Consider the following 17,274-nt stretch of genomic DNA (forward strand, 5'->3'; position numbering starts at 1 on the left):
GGCCATCCGCTCGGCTCGCTACGGCGCCGCGCCGGTACGCCGCCGGCTCACCCACCACACGGCACCGGCGGCGACCAGCAGTCCCACCCCGACCGCACCGACACCGATCGCGGCCGGCATCCGCCAGGCCGGGCGGCCGCTACCGGCCCCGCGGATCTGGTCGCCGCCGAAGTCCGGGACACCGCTGACCGCGCCGCCGACGCGGGTGGTCAGGGTGTAGTCCACCGTCAACGGACCGGGCAGCGCATCGGGCGACAGCCAGACCGCGATCAGGTGCCGGCCGGCCAGGAACGGGGTGCCACCACGACCGCGGTAGGCCCGCAATGCCACCGGGTCGGTGACCAGGTCGGCCTGGTCGGCGTCACCGGTCAGCGATGCCGAGGTCTCGGCCACCGTGCCGAGATCCGGACCCAGTGCGGTGATCCCGAACTGCGGGGCGGCATCGGCGACCCGAGCCGTCTCGGTCGAGGGCGCGATCCGGGCCTGCACCTGCAGCCACTGCCCCCAGTCGAGGTCGGTGGCGAAGACCTGCAACTGTCCGGAGGTGAGCCGCAGCCGATAGCTGCGCTCGGACTCGATCGGAGCCGGGTCGATGAGCGTGCCCGCCGTGACCTGGGCCTGGTTGTCGGTGGGCAGGTCATCGGGGTTCGGCCGGGGCGCCGGGCCGGGCAGCTGGTCGTAGTTGCGGGCCCGCGGCACCTCGGTCACCCGCAGCAGCGTCTGAGCGGGTTCGGCGGCCCCGGTCATCTCGGGCAGGTTGACCCGCTGCACCCGGGCCTGCACCGAGGGTTCGGGGCCGCAGCCGTCCAGCGCATCCCCGCTGACCGCGACCACCCCACCGCCGCGGGTCGGGGTGAACTCGCTGCCGGAGAAGCAGTCCCGGCCCTGACCGAGCGAGGTGTCGATGGAGAACCCGTCCCGGCCCTGCCCCGGCGGCAGCATCACCGCACCCAGATAGATGGTGCTGTCCGGCTGGCTGCGCTGCAGTCGGTAGTAGCGGTTCCGATCCACCTGATCGAATCCGTTGCCCAGGCTGCTGCGGCTGTCCCCGAGCGGCAGTGCGGTCGCATTGGCCGGGTCGGTGCTGCCGATGATCTCGCCGGGAGCGGCGGCGGCGAGCGGTGCGCCGGCGACGGCACCACCGAGCAGCAGGCCGCCCGCGAGCGTACCCGCCAGCAACCGGCGGAGCCGGCCGCGCGATCCAGGATTCACCGCGCCATTGTGTCGCAGCCCGGCCCGGTACGCCGGAGCGGCGCGGGGCTGCTGGCATGCTGACGGCATGGGTGAGGTGTTCGGGGGGCGGTTCGAGCTGGTCGACCCCATCGGCGCCGGCGGCGCCGGGACGGTCTGGCGGGTCTGGGACTGGAAGGAGTTCGGCTACCGGGCCGCGAAGTTGATGAAGCAGTCGGACTCGATCGCTCTGCTGCGCTTCATCCGGGAGACCGGCACCCGGATCGACCACCCGCACGTGCTCGCCCCGACCTCCTGGGTCGGTGAGGACGACCGGGTGCTGTTCACCATGGACCTGGTCAGCGGCGGCTCGGTGGGGACCATGATCAACGACTATGGCCCGCTGCCCGACTGGTTTTCCATGATCATCATCGATCAGCTGCTGTCGGCGCTGGAGACCGTGCATGCCAGCGGCCTGATCCACCGCGACATCAAGCCCGGCAATCTGCTGCTGGCGGCGACCGGGACGGCGCTGCCGAGTGTCCGGCTCGCCGACTTCGGGATCGCCGCCCGGATCGACGACCCACGGCTCACCCACACCACCGAGGTCGTCGGTACGCCCGGCTACATGTCCACCCTCGCCCGGATGGGCGCCGATCCGGAACCGGCCCAGGATCTCTATGCCACCGCCATGGTGCTCGGTGAGATGCTCACCGGCCAGCGGCCCCGGGAGACCGATCCGCCGGTGGACCTGGCCGCGGCCGGGGTCTCCGCACCGTTGACCGATTTCGTCGAGCGGCTGGCGGCCGAGTCCGGGCACGGTTTCGAGTCCGCCACCGAGGCCCGCCGGGCGCTGCGCGGGATCCGTGCGAGCGGTGCGGCGGAGCGCGATCCGATCGAGGTGTTCGACCAGATCGGCCCGCTGCCCGAGGGCTGGGGGCCGAACGGACCCGGGCCGCGGGCGGGTGCGTCGGCGGCGACGGTTGCGGTCACCGGGACGGGGACGGGTACGCCGGCCCGCGGGACCACCGTCGAGACGGCACCGCGGCGGCGTACCCCGAAATCGGTGTGGGTGTTGGGAATTTCCGGCCTGATCTGTCTGCTGGTGGCCCTGGTGCTTGCTATCTTCTGAGCCGATCTTTGCTTGAGTAAAATTTCGGGGTCAGTGCAAAGAGTGGAATGTTCGGCTCACCTGGGAGGTCCGATGCAGCGCGGGGACGCCGCAGTCACACAGACCCGAGCTCGGCAGGTCGAGCTCTATGGCGAACCGCTGCAGGACGTGCTCGGCCGCTGCGCCCGCGCCCTCAATCTGACCCAGGCACGGATGTCGGAACTGCTCGGCATCTCGGCGCCGATGCTGTCCCAGCTGATCAACGGGCACCGGATCAAGATCGGCAATCCGGCCGCCGCGCAGCGGCTGCAGTGGATGATCCAGATCGCCCAGCAGGTGGAGACCGGGACGATGCCGCTGCCGGACGCCCTGGTCGAGCTGCAGCGCAATGCGGAGTCCTCCGAGGTGCTCGGCGCGACGACCACGACCGGCGCCCCCCGGCGTACCCGTCACCTGGCCACCGAGATCCAGGAGATCTGCCGGCGGACCGCATCGGCGAGCGATTTCATGGGCGCCGCGGAACTGGTTCGGGACCGATATCCCGAGATCGCGGAGTTCCTGTCGATCTATGGCGCCGAGCGCGCCGATCGCGCGGTGCAGCACACCGACAACATCCTCGGCGAGTGAATCCCAGGCGCACGGCGAACCCGCCGCATTTTCTACCCTGATTGAGGAACTTCTCACAGTTACCCACTTTTCGTCGGGTCAATCCCCCTTCACTTTGAGGTCTCGACAGTGCGCGGAGACCCGGAGATATAGTGATTTTCCGGAAGGTTGATCTTCTTTCTCGATCGGCAGCTAAGCCCAGTTCAAGGAGCGAGCATGACGAACAGCAACAACGAGATCGATGCCCTACTGAACGCCACCGTCTATGACAGGGACGGGTCCAAGGTCGGCAGTGTGGGTCAGCTCTATCTGGATGATGACACCGGCCAACCGAGCTGGGTCACCGTGTCGACCGGCCTGTTCGGCACGAAGGAGACGTTCGTCCCGCTCCAGGACGCCACCTACACCGACGGCGAGATCCGCGTACCGCACGACAAGGCGACCATCAAGGACGCCCCGAATCTCGACGTCGATGAGCACCTGACCCCCGACTCGGAGGCCCGCCTCTACAGCCACTACGGGATCGCCGACAAGAGCGGTCAGCAGACCGGGATGACCGCCAACCAGGGCCAGGGCGCCGATGAGCGTCAGCGGCTGCGTCGCCATGAGCGGCAGGGCGGCGGTGTCGGAACCGGCGCCGCTGCGGGTGCTGCCGGCGCTGCCGGTGCCGCGGGTGCGGCCGGGGCTGCCGCCGGTGGCCGGGATCGCGACCGCGACGGTCAGTACGACGACCGCAGCGGGAACCAGCAGGGCGGGCTCCGCGACAAGCTCGACCGCGACAACGACGGCCGCCTCGACTCCGACGACCTCCGCGGCCGCGACCGCGACCAGCAGGGCGCCGGTTACGGTCAGGGTCAGCAGGGCGCCGGTTACGACCGGGGCAACCAGCAGGGCGGGGTACGCGACAAGCTCGACGGCGACAACGACGGCCGCCTCGACTCCGACGACCTCCGCGGCCGCGACCGCGACCAGCAGGGCGCCGGTTACGGCCAGGGCCAGCAGGGCCACGGTGCGGCCGGTGCGGCGGGTGCCGCTGGCGTCGCCGGCGCGGCCGGTGGTGCGGCCGGCGCGGCCTCGCAGCAGCAGGGCGGTTACCAGCAGGGCCAGCAGGGTGGTTACCAGCAGGACCAGGGTGTCCAGGGCGGGCCGGGTTACCAGCAGAGCCAGGGCGTGCAGAGCCAGCAGAACCTGCAGGGGCAGGGAATGCAGGGCGAGTCCGGGTACCAGCAGGGTGCCGGTGGCGCCCCGCAGCGCTCCGCCGATCAGGACTACACCCAGCAGGGCGGTCACCAGCATGGTCAGGGCCAGCAGGTCCCCGGTCAGCAGGGCGGCTACCAGCAGGGTCAGGGCCAGGGTTACGACCAGGGCCAGGGCGGATACCAGCAGGGCACCGGCCAGGGCGGTTACGACCAGGGCCAGCAGGGTGGCTACCAGGATCGCGATCAGGGCCAGCAGGGCGGCCTGAAGGATCGCCTGGACCGCGACAACGACGGCCGCCTCGGCGCCGACGACCTCACCGGTCAGCGCGGCCAGGGCCAGCAGGACCCGACCCAGCAGGGGGGTCAGGGCCAGGCCGGCGACAAGCACGGTCTCGGCGGGACCCCGATCGGTGAGATGGGCAACCTGCGCGACAAGCTGGATCGCGACGGCGACGGCAACGTCGGCCGCGGCGACCTGCCCGGCGGCCGCTGAGCCGCTCGGTCGGCGTACAGCCAACCAACCAACCTGCGAACGCCCCGGCACCTAGCCGGGGCGTTCGTGGTGTCCGGGGTCGGACCCGCAGATCTCTGCCAGACTCGAGGCCATGGAGGCCGGTGAGTTCTGGGATTTCGTCGAGGCGGCCAGCAATACGCTCAGCGACAGCGGGCACAGCACGGACCCGTCGGCGACCCGGCTGCTGCTCACCCTGAACCGCGCGTCCGCGGTCGTGACCTATGACCTGGAGGCCTCCATCCACCGGCCGCGCGGCCGCTCCTGGGCGGCGTTCCGGCTGATGTTCGTGCTCTGGCTCGCCGGCCCCCTGGAATCCAAGCGCGCCGCCGAGCTGACCGGTCAGAGCCGGGCCGCCATCTCCAACCTCACCGCCCCACTGGTCGAGGCGGGCGTGGTCTCCCGGTCCGCGGATCCACAGGATCGACGTTCGGTTCGCCTGGCACTCACCGAGACCGGGCGGACCGAGATCACCGAACTCTTCGCCGAGCACCACCGCCGCGAACAGCAGTGGGCCCAGGCCCTCAGCGCCGAGGAGCGGGCCACCCTCACCCGGCTGCTGGAGAAGTTGATCACCCGGACCGATTTCCCGGTCCGCGGCCGACCATGATCAAACTCGTTGTGGTTCCATGATCATGCTATCCATGATCATTGACCTCTTGGGCATGATCGGCCGGTCCCGGGCTCGAACACGGGCGATAACTGCTGACAAAGTCCCATCGGGGTCGGGTAAAACCATGATCAACTGCTACGGGGCGGGGAGGAGGAGGGGGGCGAAGTAGGCGGCGAGCAGGTCGGGGCGGTCGAGCGGGAGGAGGGCGCCGACGTACATATCGGGGCGGACCACGACGACACAGCCCGCGCGGTCGATGCCGCGGGCGGTGAAGATGTCCTCGGCCGGGTCGGCGGCGTACACCAGTTCCTCGTCGATCACCCCGAAGGGCCCGAACTCGGGCCGGAACACCGCCGGCACGTCACCGGGCTCGATCTGATCATGGTCCTGCTGCCAGATCACCTTCACGTCGAAAACCGCCCCGGCATCCGCGCCGTCGACCCGGGTGCGGACATAGGGCGACTCCGGTGCGGTGCGCAGCCAGTCCGCCCAGGCCTCGATCGCGCCACCCTGTCCCGGCGCCTCGGGCCCGGCGAAGGCGTACAACCGCCACCGCCCGTCGGCCCGCGCATGATGGCCGAGCTCGATCGGTACCGCGTCGCAGACCCGGGTCACCGGTGCCGAGCGGAACCGCTGCCCGATCGGGAAACCGGTCGCCAACCCCTGGTACTCCGCCCCGGCGGTCAGCACCGACGGTTGGTAGTGCACGCCGAAGCCGGAGGCCTGGATCTCCGAGCGCACGTAGTGGTCGTAGACCTCCTGCGGATCGATGCCACCCAGCTCGGGATGCGCCGGGTCGAAGGTCCGCGCACCCATCAGCGTCGACCATTCGCGGTCGAAGTCGATCAGCTTCTGCGCCACCACCTGGCGTTCGCTGGAATAGCTGTCCAACAGCTCCGCCGGGCTCAGCCCGGTCAGCACCGAGCCGAGTTTCCACCCCAGGTTGAAGGTGTCCTGCATGGACACATTCATCCCCTGCCCGGCCTTCGCCGAATGGGTGTGGCAGGCGTCGCCGGCGATGAACACCCGCGGCCGCTGCGCACCGCGCCGCTCGGCCGGGACGTCGTCGAAGGTGTCGGTGAGCCGCTGGCCGACCTCGTAGACGCTCCACCAGGCGACGTGCGGCACCTCGAGCCGGTAGGGCCGGAAGATCCGCTGGGCGATCTCGATGATCTTCTCGATCGGGGTGGCCCGGATGCGGTGCGCGTCGTCGGGCGCCAGATCCCCCAGGTCGACATAGATCCGGACCAGCGAGTTGCCCTCCCGCGGGATCAGCAGGATGCTGCCGGCATCGGAGGAGATCGCGCACTTGGTGCGGATGTCGGGGAAGTCGGTCTTCACCAGCACATCCATCACCCCCCAGGCATGGTTCCGGGAGTCGCCGCGCAGGGTTCCGCCGATCGCGGTGCGGACCTGGCTGCGGGCACCGTCGCAGCCGACCGCGTACCGGGCGCGGACCACCCGCTCCTCCCCCACCTCGTCACCGGCGGTACGCCGCAGCGTCGCCACCACTGGATGCGTACCCGACTCCTCGACGCGCAGCTCGGCCAGCTCCCAGCCGTAGTCGGGGGTCATCCGGCTCGGCGAGTTGGCCATGTATTCGGCGAAGTAGTCCTGCACCCGGGCCTGGTTGCAGATCACGTGCGGGAACTCGCTCAGCGCGCTCCCCGGCAGGGCGGCGCTGTCGATCACCTTCTCGGCGCGGGCGATCCGGGCCCGGTCGGTGGGATCGGGTCGCCAGAACTGCATCTCGATGATCCGGTACGCCTCGGCCAGCAGCCGGTCGGCGAAACCGAAGGCCTGGAAGGTCTCGATGGAGCGCGGCTGCAACCCGTCGGCCTGGCCCCGCTCCAGCCGCCCGGCGCGGCGCTCGATGATCCGGGTGTGCACGCCCGGGTACATCGACAACTGGGCACCGAGCAGCATCCCCGCCGGACCGGTGCCGACGATCAGCACATCCATCTCATCGGGGAGCTCGGCCGGGCGGTCCAGCCCGATCCCGGCCGCGGGCAGGACCCGCGGATCGCTGGTCACATAACCGAAGTGGTGGAACTGCACTCAGTACACCCCTCCCCGCTCCTCCCGGACGGCGCCGCGGGCCTGCGACACCGCGGCGTCGAGCCCGCGCGCCAGCACGGTGACATCGGCCTGGACGACGACGAAGTCCACCCCGGCTGCCAGATAGCGCTCGGCGTCGGCGGGCACGAAGGCGTTCACCCCGACCGGCTTGCCGGCGGCCCGGACGGCCTCGATGGTCCGCAGCACCGCCGCACCGACCACCTCGGGACCGGGCTGCCCCATCGACCCGGCCAGATCCGAGGGGCCGATGAAGATCGCATCGACACCGTCGACGGCGGCGATCTCGGCGGCCCGCTCGACGGCCTCGGCGGTCTCGATCTGCACGGTCAGCGACACGTACGCATCGGCGTTCGGCACGTAGTCGGGCACCCGGGTCCACTGGGAGGCGCGGGCGAGCGCCGAGCCGATCCCGCGTACCCCCGCCGGCGGATAGCGCATCGCCCGGACCGCCGCCTCGGCCTCGCCGGGACTGGAGACGGTGGGCACGATGAGGTTCTGGGCACCGATGTCGAGGAACCGTTTCATCGCGATCGCGTCGTTCCACGGCACCCGGACCAGGGCGGTGCAGTCGTGACCGGCGACCGCCTGCAGCAGCGGCAGGGCGGTGCTGGCGTCGATCGGCCCGTGCTCGGCGTCGATCAGCACCAGGTCGGCCCCGGATCCGGCGACGATCTCGGTGGCGACCGGGCTGCCGCTCGCCGCCCAGAGCCCGACCAATGGTTCGGTGCTCTCCCGCAGCCGGTCGGCGAAGGTCGGTTTCAGTCGAAGGAGCATGTCACCTGTCCCAGTTCGTGGTAGTCGCAGCTCACCCGGTCGCCGCGCTCGACCCACATCGGACGGGTGAATGAGCCTGCCAGGATGATCTCACCGGCGGCCAGCCGGTCGCCGTGCCCGGCGAGCCGGTCGGCGAGCCAGACGACGCCGCGGGCCGGATGCCCGAGCACCGCACCAGAGACCCCGGACTCCTCGATCACCGCACCGCGGGAGAGCATCGCCCCGACCCAGCGCAGGTCGTCGATCTGTTCGGGCGGGATCCGCTCGCCGAGCACCATCGCCCCGAGTGCGGCGTTGTCGCTGATCGTGTCAACGATGGTGCGGCCCTGCAGCTGGATGTGCGAGTCCAGCACCTCCAGCGCGGGGATCACCGCGGCGGTCGCGGCCAGCACCTCCTCGACCGAGGCACCAGCGGCCACCGGGGCGCCGAGTTCGAAGGCGAGCTCGACCTCGATCCGCACGTTCGAGTAGCGGTCGAAGGGGATGCGTACGCCGGAGTCGAAGACCTGGTCGTCGAAGATCACCCCGTAGTCGGGTTCGTCGATCCCGGTCGCCTGCTGCATCGCCCGTGAGGTGAGGCCGATCTTGCGGCCGACCAGCGTCCGCCCGGCCGCCTCCCGCCGGGACCGCCAGACCCGCTGCACGGCATAGGAGTCCTCGATGGTCATCTCCGGATACCGCGCGGTGATCAGCTCGATCGTGGTCCGCGACTCGCTCGCCGCGGCGAGTTCGTCGGCCAGCTGCGCCACGGTCCGGTCGTCCAGGCCGCGCCCCCCGCCGGCCATCAGACCTGATGACCCATCTTGAAGCCGACCTCCTCGTCGGGTTCGGCGGCGACCGCGTCCCCGGGGGCCCGGGTGTAGGAGAAGCCGTCGGCGCCGACGGTGACATCCATCTCCCGGGCGTCGGAGCGTTCGACGACCTCCTTCGGGTTGCCGTCCAGATCGAGCACCAGGCTGGCCTCGGTGTACCAGGACGGCACCACCGGGTTGCCCCACCAGTCGCGGCGCTGGTTGTCGTGCACGTCCCAGGTGATCGTCGGATTGTCCGGGTCGCCGGTGTAGTAGTCCTGGGTGTAGATCTCCACCCGGTGCCCGTCGGGATCGAGGATGTAGAGGTAGAACGCGTTCGACACCCCGTGCCGGCCGGGTCCGCGCTCGATCCGGTCGGAGATCCGCAGCGCGCCCATCTTGTCGCAGATCTGGATGATGTTGTGCTTCTCGTGGGTGGCGAAGGCGATGTGGTGCATCCGTGGCCCGTCGCCACCGGTCAGCGCGGTGTCGTGCACGGTCTGCTTGCGGTGCAGCCAGGCGGCGTAGGTGACCCCGTCGGCGTCCTGGATGTCTTCCGAGACACGGAATCCGAGGCTTTCCAGGTACGCCCGCCCGCGCGGCACGTCGGGGGTCACCTGGTTGAAGTGGTCGAGCCGGACCAGCTCGCCGGCGTCGTAGATGTCGTAGCGCTGGGTGAGCCGCTCGACGTGGTCGACCTCGTGGAAGAACTCGTAGGGGAAACCGAGCGGGTCCTCCACCCGCACCGCGTCACCGATCCCGTCGACGAAACCGTCGGCGCGACGCTCGGTGCGACACCCCGATGCCCGGTACCAGGCCTCGGCCCGGTCCACGTCCTCGGGCGTACGCACCCGGAAGGCGAAGGCGGCGGTCGCGGCGACCGGGCCCTTGCGCAGCACCAGGTTGTGGTGGATGAACTCCTCCAGCGAGCGCAGGTAGATCGCCTCGTCGTCCTCCTTGGTGACGTGCAGGCCGAGCAGGTCGACGTAGAACTTCCGGCTGGCGGCCAGGTCGGTGACGACCAGCTCCAGGTATGCGCACCGGACGATGTCGGGTGGCGGCGGCATCTCGGTGCTGGGTGTCTCGCTCATGGGTGCGGCTCCTTTGCTGCTGGGTAAGGTCATTCGGCCAGTTCGGCGGCGTCCTCGACGGAGCCGAAGCGGGCGGTGTGGACGTCGCCGAGCGTGATGTGCACGGCCTGCTGGTCGGAATAGAAGTCGAGGCTGCGGTAGCCGCCCTCCTGGCCGAGACCGGAGGCCTTCACCCCGCCGAAGGGGCTGCGGAGGTCGCGCACGTTGTGGCTGTTCAGCCACACCATCCCGGCCTCCACGCCCTGGGCGAAGGTGTGCCCGCGGACCAGATCACTGGTCCAGATGTAGGCGGCCAGGCCGTAGCGGGTGTCGTTCGCCAGCTCGAGCGCCTCCAACTCGTCGTCGAACGGGGTGATCGCGACGACGGGGCCGAAGATCTCCTCCTGGAAGATTCGCGCCTCGGGCGCGACATCGGCGAACACGGTCGGGGCGACGTAGTTGCCGGTCTCCAGTCCCTCGGGCCGGCCCCCGCCGGCCAGCAACCGGCCCTCGCCCTTGCCGATCTCGACATAGGACATCACCTTCTCGAAGTGCTCGGGGTGGACCAGCGCACCGACCTCGGTCTTCGGGTCCGACGGGTCGCCGACCACGACGTTGCGGGCCCGGGCGGCGTACCGCTCGACGAAGTCGTCGTAGATCGACCGCTCGACCAGGATCCGGGACCCCGCGGTGCAGCGCTCACCGTTCAACGAGAAGACCCCGAACAGCGTGGAGTCGATGGCGGCGTCCAGGTCGGCGTCGGCGAAGACGACGGCCGGGGACTTGCCACCGAGCTCCATCGACATGGCCTTCAATCCCTCGGCGCAGTTGCGGAAGATCAGCTGGCCGGTCCGGGACTCACCGGTGAAGGAGATCAGCGGGACGCCGGGGTGCTTGACCAGTGCGTCACCGGCCTCCTCGCCGATGCCGTTGACCAGGTTGAACACCCCCTCGGGCAGTCCGGCCTCCTCGAAGATCCCGGCCCACAGGGAGGCCGACAGCGGGGTGAACTCCGCCGGCTTGAGCACCACGGTGCAACCGGAGGCGAGTGCGGGGCCGAGCTTCCAGGATTCCAGCATGAACGGGGTGTTCCACGGCGTGATCAGCCCGGCCACCCCCTTGGGTTTGCGGTGGACGTAGTTCAGCTGGCTGTGCGGCACCTGGTAGGCGTCGTCACGCTGGGCGACGATCAGGTCGGCGAAGAAGCGGAAGTTCTCGGCGGCGCGCTGCGCCTGACCCCTGGCCTGGGTGATCGGCAGGCCGGAGTCGAAGGTCTCGAAGGCCGCCAGTTCGGCGTCCCGGGAGGTCACGATGTCGGCGATCCGCTGCAGGATCTTCGCCCGCTGGCGCGCTTTCATCCCCGGCCAGGGGCCCTCTTTGAACGCGGTCGTGGCCGCGGCGACGGCGGCGTCGATGTCGGCCTGCTGACCGGCGGCCGCGGTGGCGTACACCTCGTTCGTCACCGGGTCGAGCACGTCGAACTTCTCACCGCCGACGGAGTCGACGTGCCGTCCGCCGATGTAGTGCTGCAGGTGGCTCGGCAGATTCGCTGGTCGCTGGCTCATGGATGCCCTGCTTTCTTTCGGTGGAACGGTTTCTGAGTCATCGGAGGTCCGCCGGCGCCTCGTGGCCCGGGCGGTGCAGGAAGGCCTGCGGGGTGGCGAGCCGGTGTTCCCGGACCGCGAGTTCGATGGCCCGCGGGTCGGCACCGGTGCCGATCAGTTCGAGGATCCGGTCGTGCTCAGCGACCGAGGCGGCCGCGCGGGTCGGCACGTAGGCGAAGGTGGAGCGGCGCAGGCGGGCGAGCCGGTGCCAACCGCGATCCACCAGATCACGGAGATGGCTGTTCGGGCAGGGATCGCTGAGGGCCCGGTGGAAGGCCTCGTTGAGCCGGGTGAACTGGACCGGTTCCAGGTCGGCCAGGCTGTCGCGGAGCAGGTCGTTGAGTTCGCGGGCCTGCTCCAGATCGATCGCGTCCGGGACCTCCGCGGCGTACATCACCGCGGCGCCCTCGACGATCGACAGGGTCTGCACGGTCTCCAGGTATTCCCGCTCGTCGATCTCGGCGACCCGGGCCCCGACATTGCGTTCGAAGGTGACCAGGCCCTCGGCCTCCAGCCGGCGGATCGCCTCGCGGACCGGGACCACGCTGACACCGAGCTCGGCGCCGAGCTGGGCCAGGACCAGCCGCATCCCCGGTTCGTAGCGACCCTCGACGATCCGGGCACGCAGGATCTCGTACGCCTGTTGGGATTTGCTCGCCGTCGCCCGGGTCATCGCTGCTCCTGGAAGCGGGCCCGCCATTCGGCGTTCATCGGGAAGAGCCCGTCGACCTTGTGGCCCTGTTGGACCATCTCGGCGATGAACTCCTCCTCGGCCTCCTGCTGTTCGGCGGCGGTGAGGAGTTCTTCGACCATTCCGGGTGGGATCACCAGCAGGCCGTCACCGTCGCCGACGATCACGTCCCCGGGCTGCACGGTGGTGCCCCCGCAGGCGACGGTCTCATCGAGCGCCCAGGGCACGTGCCGGCGGCCGAGGACGGCGGGATGGGAGCCGGCCGACCAGGTGGGTACGCCGATCTCGGCGACCACGTCGGCGTCCCGGACCGCGCCGTCGGTGATCAGCCCGGTGGCGCCGAGCTGCCGGGCCCGGAGCGCGAGCACGTCGCCGAGGGTGCCGGCGTCCCGTTCGCCGCGGGCGTCGATCACCACCACCTCACCGGGGCGCAGGGAGTCGAAGAGCCGTTTCTGTGCGTTGTATCCGCCGCCGTGGGAGGCGAACAGGTCTTCGCGGCCGGGGACGTAGCGCAGGGTGCGCGCGGTCCCGACCAGGCGGGCGCCCGGTTGCAGCGGTGCCAGCCCGTCGATGGTGACATCGTTCAGCCCGCGTTTGCGCATCAGCTGGGCCAGGGTGGCGACCGCGACCCCGCGCAACCGCTCGGCGGTCTCCTTGCTCAGCGTGGTTTCCGCGGGTCCGGTGAACTCCTCGATGGGCCGGCCGGAGGCATCCGCCCACTGCTCGGGGGTCGGTTTCGGTTGCGGGCTGTACGCCGGCAGCGGCTCGCTGCCCGCAACCGCGGTGGTCGCGAGCCGGCCGGTGGACCGCTCACCCGCGCGCACCTCGACCTCGACGGTCTCACCGGGGCTGAAGGTGGAGGCGCCGGCGGGCGTGCCGGTGAGGATCACATCGCCCGGTTCGAGGGTGATCAGCTGGGAGAGGTCGGAGACGATCTGCGGCAGCGAGAACAGCAGCGTCGAGGTGTCGTCGGACTGGACCAGCTCGCCGTTCTTCCAGACCCGGATCTCGAGGGCGGCCGGGTCGAGTTCGGCGGCCGGCAGCAGGTCCGGGCCGATCGGGGTGTAACCGTCGCCGCCCTTGGAGCGGACGTTCGCCCCCTTGTCGGCCCAGCGCAGATCGAAGACGCCGAGGTCGTTGGCGGCGGTCACCGCGGCGACGGCGTCCCAGGCCTGTTCGACCGGGATCCGGCGGCCACCGGTGCCGATCACCAGCGCGATCTCGCCCTCGAAACCGAGGATCTCGCAGCCGGCCGGCAGTTCGACCTCCCCCGCCGGCGCCAGGGAGGTGGGCGGCTTGAGGAAGTAGCCGGGGGCCTCGGGCGTACGCCCCTTCTGCGCGGCGCGGGCCGGATAGGAGATGTGCATCGCGAACACGGTGCCGGGGCGGGTGCCCAGCAGCTCCCAGGCCAGCTGGGCCGGAGCCGGTACCGAGGGGGTGTGCGTCGTCGCCATGGGATGCATCGTATACGATCCATCGAGGGCTGACAACGGTTCGAGCCCGATCCGGATCCGACTGTTGACTCTCGCCGCGGCGTACCGGATCGTATATGATACGAATCGTCCGCGGCCGATACAGCCGAGACGCCGACATACCGAGACAAGGGAGTCTCCCCGTGAACACAGCGGTGCACAGCAGTCCCAGAGAACGCAGGAAGGTCGTCGCGGCGACGATCGTGGGGACCACCATCGAGTGGTACGACTTCTTCATCTACTCCTTCGCGGCGAACCTGGTGTTCGCCGAACTCTTCTTCAAACCGGCCGGGCCGGAGTTCGCGACGATCCTCTCGCTGCTCACCATCGGCCTGTCCTTCCTCTTCCGGCCCCTGGGCGCGTTCCTCGCCGGCCACTTCGGCGACAAGCTCGGCCGCCGCCCGATGCTGGTGCTCACGCTGCTGCTGATGGGTGGCGCGACGACCCTGGTCGGCCTGCTGCCCACCTACGAGACCATCGGCGTCGCCGCCCCGGTGCTGCTGATGCTGCTGCGCATCCTGCAGGGCATCTCCGCCGGCGGCGAATGGGGTGGCGCGGTGCTGATGTCGGTCGAGCACGCGCCGGCCCGCAAGCGCGGCCTCTACGGCATGTTCCCGCAGCTGGGCGTACCGCTGGGGATGATGCTCGCCTCCGCGATGCTGGCGATCATGCGCAGCGTCGCGCCCGGTCCGGCCTTCCTGGCCTGGGGCTGGCGGGTGCCCTTCCTGGTCTCGATCGTGCTGATCGTCGTCGGTTACGTGGTCCGGCGCACCGTCGAGGAATCGCCGGTCTTCCAGGAGATCCAGGAGCACAAGGAGCAGGAGTCGGCCCCGATCGGCGTGCTGTTCAAGCGGTACGGCGGGATCGTCGTGCTCGCGGCGATGCTCTTCGCCGGCAACAACGCGCTCGGCTACATGACCACCGGCGGTTACATCCAGGGCCTGGCTTCCCGCCCACCGGCCCAGGGCGGGTACGGATTCAACCCGGTCGGCGTCCAGCTGGCGATCCTGGTCAGCGCCTTCGTCTGGTTCCTCTCCACCCTCTTCGGTGGCTGGCTCTCCGACCGCTTCGGCCGGAAGCGCACCTTCATCCTCGGTTACGTGCTGCTGCTGGCCGCGGCGATCCCGCTGTTCGAGCTGGTCAAGCAGGGCGTCACCGGGATCGGTCTCGGCGCCTCCCTGCTGGCGATCGGGCTCGGCCTCACCTATGGTCCGCAGGCCGGTTGGTACGCCGAGATGTTCCCCGCCTCGGTGCGCTTCTCCGGGGTCTCGATCAGCTATGCGATCGGCGCGATCTTCGGCGGCGCCTTCGCCGCCTCGATCGCCCAGGCGCTGCTGCAGGCCACCGGCACCACCTGGGCCATCGTGGCCTACCTGGTGGTGATGATCGCGATCGGCACCACGGCGGCGATCCTGCTGAAGGACCGCAGCCACATCCCTCTGGACATCGGCTTCGAGCGCTCCGGGCAGTGGGACAGCTGGCGGCCCGGTGACCCGACCGAGGTCGAGGAGACCCCGCGGCACCGCGCGGATTCCGTGTGAGGTAACGGAATCCACCGATGCGGCGGTGCCCTTCTCAACCGGTGTGATGCACCTCCTGGAGGCCGTAGACGGGTGTGTCGATGCCCTCCAGGCGGGCCTTGAGCTGCAGCGCCAGATAGAGCGAGTAGTGCCGGGACTGGTGCAGGTTGCCACCGTGCATCCACAGATTCGGCACCTGGGTCGGCTTCCACATGTTGCGCTGCTCGCCCTCCCACGGACCCGGATCGAGGGTGGTGTCCGAGCCGAGCCCCCAGCACTTGCCGAGTCGGTCGGCGGTCTCCTGGTCGATCAGGTCGGCGACCCAGCCGTTCATCGAGTTGTAACCGGTGGCGAAGACGACCACATCGGCCGGGAGCTCGGTGCCGTCGTCGAACCGGACCCCGTTCTCGGTGAACTCGGTGACCTGCCCGTGCGCCAGCTTCACCTGACCGTCGGCGACCAGGTCGGCGGCCCCGACGTCGATGTAGTAGCCCGAGCCGCGGCGCAGGTACTTCATGAACAGCCCGGACCCGTCATCGCCCCAGTCCAGCCAGAATCCGGCCTTCTCCAACCGGTCGTAGAAGTCCTTGTCGGCCTCGGCCATCTTCTCGTACGCCGGGATCTGGAAGGTGTGCATGATCCGGTAGGGCAGCGAGGCGAAGATCAGGTCCGCCTTCTCGGTGGTCACCCCCGCCGCCAGTGCCCGCTCGGAATAGAGATCGCCGAGCCCGTACTCCATCAGGCTGCCGCTCTTCACGATGTGGGTCGACGAGCGCTGCACCATGGTCACGTCCGCGTCGTGCTCCCACAGCGCCCCACAGATGTCGAAGGCGGAGTTGTTGCTGCCGATCACCACCGCCTGCTTCCCGGCGTACGCGTCCGGTCCGGGATGCGCGGAGGAATGGTGCACATCGCCTTTGAACTTCTCCACCCCGGGGATCTCCGGGATCCGCGGTTTGCCGCTCATCCCGGTCGCGAACACCAACTGGGTGGGCTTCAGGGTCAGCGCCCGGCCCTCCCGCTCCAGCTCGACGGTCCACTCGCCGGCCTCCTCGGAGAAGGAGGCGCTCTTCACCTGGGTGCTCGACCAGTAGGGCACCTCCATCACGTTGACGTAGCTCTCCAGCCAGTCACCGATCTTGTCCTTGGGCGCGAACACCGGCCAGTTGTCGGGGAACTTCAGGTAGGGCAGGTGGTCGTACCAGACCGGGTCGTGCAGGCAGAGCGACTTGTAGCGCTGCCGCCACTGGTCACCGGGGCGCGGATGCTTGTCGACGACCAGTGCGGGTACGCCGAGCTGCCGCAACCGCGAGCCCAGCGCGATGCCGCCCTGTCCGCCGCCGACCACGAGCACATAGGGCTGGGTGGTCGACCCGAGGTTCTCGGCCTCCTCCTGCCGGCGCTCCTGCCAGGTCTTGCGCTGCTTGTTCGCACCGTGTTCGGCACCCATCGGGCGGTGCGTGCCGCGTGGCTCCTCGTGGCCCTTCAGCTCATACATCGCCGTCAGCAGGGTCCAGGCGCGGTCCTCACCGTCCTCGCTGACGAGCCGGACCAGGCCCATCCCGCGGCCGACGGCGGTCTCGAAGCGGAGCCAGGCGGTGATCACCCCGTCGGCCTCCTCCGGCGGCTCGGAGGTGGCGAAACCGGTGGCGGCGGTCCGCTCGCCGGTCTGGGTGACCAGGTCCGCCACCTGCTCCCGCCCCTCGACGGTCTTCAGGTTCCAGGTGAACGCGATCAGGTCGCGCCAGTAGCTCTCGGTGGCGAACAGGTCCGCGGTCGCCGCACCGTCCGCGGCGGACAGCGCCTGCTGGAAACGGGCCAACCAGGCGTCGACGCGGGCCTGCGGGTCGCTGGGAGCCCCGGTGTCGGTCGTGGCGTCGGCGGCCGGATCGAGGGTCTGGGTCATGCGGTGCCTCCCTGGTCGGTCATCTGTGGCGAGGGTCACATCACACCCCGACCACAGCGGGGGCGACAGCGTTGCATCGTGTTGCAACGTCCGGGGCGCGGGCGTGGCGGCCGTCACATCCGGCATCTATCCTCGAAGGCGAGCCGACGACAAGGAC

The 17,274-nt window shown here is 70.0% G+C and carries 14 protein-coding genes; 5 read left to right on the forward strand and 9 right to left on the reverse strand.

Annotated elements, in window-relative coordinates; translation table 11 throughout:
* Positions 1–18: 18 nt before the first annotated feature.
* A complete protein-coding gene (locus BI335_RS21510) occupies positions 19–1,212 on the reverse strand; it encodes a hypothetical protein (protein ID WP_172421894.1) in 1,194 nt (397 codons plus the stop codon).
* A gap of 67 nt (positions 1,213–1,279) precedes the next feature.
* Between BI335_RS21510 and BI335_RS13030 the strand changes: the two genes are divergently transcribed.
* From BI335_RS13030 to BI335_RS13045, 4 genes are all read left to right on the forward strand, one after another.
* A complete protein-coding gene (locus BI335_RS13030) occupies positions 1,280–2,302 on the forward strand; it encodes a serine/threonine protein kinase (protein ID WP_172421896.1) in 1,023 nt (340 codons plus the stop codon).
* A 72-nt stretch (positions 2,303–2,374) separates the two neighbouring features.
* A complete protein-coding gene (locus BI335_RS13035) occupies positions 2,375–2,908 on the forward strand; it encodes a helix-turn-helix domain-containing protein (protein ID WP_094426395.1) in 534 nt (177 codons plus the stop codon).
* 195 nt (positions 2,909–3,103) lie between these two features.
* Entirely contained in the window at positions 3,104–4,579 is a 1,476-nt protein-coding gene (locus tag BI335_RS21515) for a PRC-barrel domain-containing protein (protein ID WP_094426397.1), read from the forward strand.
* 112 nt (positions 4,580–4,691) lie between these two features.
* Entirely contained in the window at positions 4,692–5,207 is a 516-nt protein-coding gene (locus BI335_RS13045) for a MarR family winged helix-turn-helix transcriptional regulator (RefSeq protein ID WP_094426399.1), read from the forward strand.
* A 138-nt stretch (positions 5,208–5,345) separates the two neighbouring features.
* Here BI335_RS13045 and BI335_RS13050 read toward each other — a convergent pair whose 3' ends face one another.
* Genes BI335_RS13050 through BI335_RS13080 form a run of 7 tightly spaced genes read right to left on the reverse strand, consistent with a single transcriptional unit; the run spans position 5,346 to position 13,673 of the window.
* On the reverse strand, positions 5,346–7,268 hold the full coding sequence (locus BI335_RS13050) for an FAD-dependent monooxygenase (protein ID WP_094431418.1): 1,923 nt from the start codon (positions 7,266–7,268) through the stop codon (positions 5,346–5,348).
* Positions 7,269–8,063 (reverse strand): HpcH/HpaI aldolase family protein, encoded by a 795-nt coding sequence (locus tag BI335_RS13055; RefSeq protein ID WP_094431421.1) that lies wholly within the window; start codon positions 8,061–8,063, stop codon positions 7,269–7,271.
* Positions 8,048–8,848, reverse strand: a complete 801-nt coding sequence (locus BI335_RS13060) for a 2-keto-4-pentenoate hydratase (protein WP_094426404.1) — start codon at positions 8,846–8,848, stop codon at positions 8,048–8,050. The genes BI335_RS13055 and BI335_RS13060 overlap by 16 nt, the downstream gene beginning before the upstream one ends.
* Complete coding sequence (gene hpaD, locus BI335_RS13065; RefSeq protein ID WP_094426406.1) at positions 8,848–9,945, reverse strand: 3,4-dihydroxyphenylacetate 2,3-dioxygenase; 1,098 nt, start codon at positions 9,943–9,945, stop codon at positions 8,848–8,850. The genes BI335_RS13060 and hpaD overlap by 1 nt, the downstream gene beginning before the upstream one ends.
* Before the next feature lie 29 nt (positions 9,946–9,974).
* Positions 9,975–11,489, reverse strand: a complete 1,515-nt coding sequence (hpaE, locus tag BI335_RS13070) for a 5-carboxymethyl-2-hydroxymuconate semialdehyde dehydrogenase (protein ID WP_094431424.1) — start codon at positions 11,487–11,489, stop codon at positions 9,975–9,977.
* Positions 11,490–11,526: 37 nt separating this feature from the next.
* The gene (locus BI335_RS13075) at positions 11,527–12,201 is read right to left on the reverse strand and encodes a GntR family transcriptional regulator (protein WP_094431427.1); all 675 of its coding nucleotides are present in this window, start codon (positions 12,199–12,201) and stop codon (positions 11,527–11,529) included.
* Entirely contained in the window at positions 12,198–13,673 is a 1,476-nt protein-coding gene (locus BI335_RS13080) for a fumarylacetoacetate hydrolase family protein (protein ID WP_094431429.1), read from the reverse strand. The genes BI335_RS13075 and BI335_RS13080 overlap by 4 nt, the downstream gene beginning before the upstream one ends.
* A gap of 161 nt (positions 13,674–13,834) precedes the next feature.
* On the opposite strand from BI335_RS13080, the gene BI335_RS13085 reads away from it, so the two are divergent.
* Positions 13,835–15,232: an MFS transporter gene (locus BI335_RS13085; RefSeq protein WP_208109238.1), complete on the forward strand. Its 1,398-nt coding sequence runs from the start codon at positions 13,835–13,837 to the stop codon at positions 15,230–15,232.
* A gap of 34 nt (positions 15,233–15,266) precedes the next feature.
* Here the strand turns inward: BI335_RS13085 and BI335_RS13090 are convergent, their stop codons facing one another.
* Positions 15,267–17,117 (reverse strand): flavin-containing monooxygenase, encoded by a 1,851-nt coding sequence (locus tag BI335_RS13090; protein ID WP_094426410.1) that lies wholly within the window; start codon positions 17,115–17,117, stop codon positions 15,267–15,269.
* Positions 17,118–17,274: the final 157 nt, after the last annotated feature.

It is taken from the genome of Enemella evansiae, assembly GCF_002250705.1.
GTDB lineage: Bacteria > Actinomycetota > Actinomycetes > Propionibacteriales > Propionibacteriaceae > Enemella > Enemella evansiae.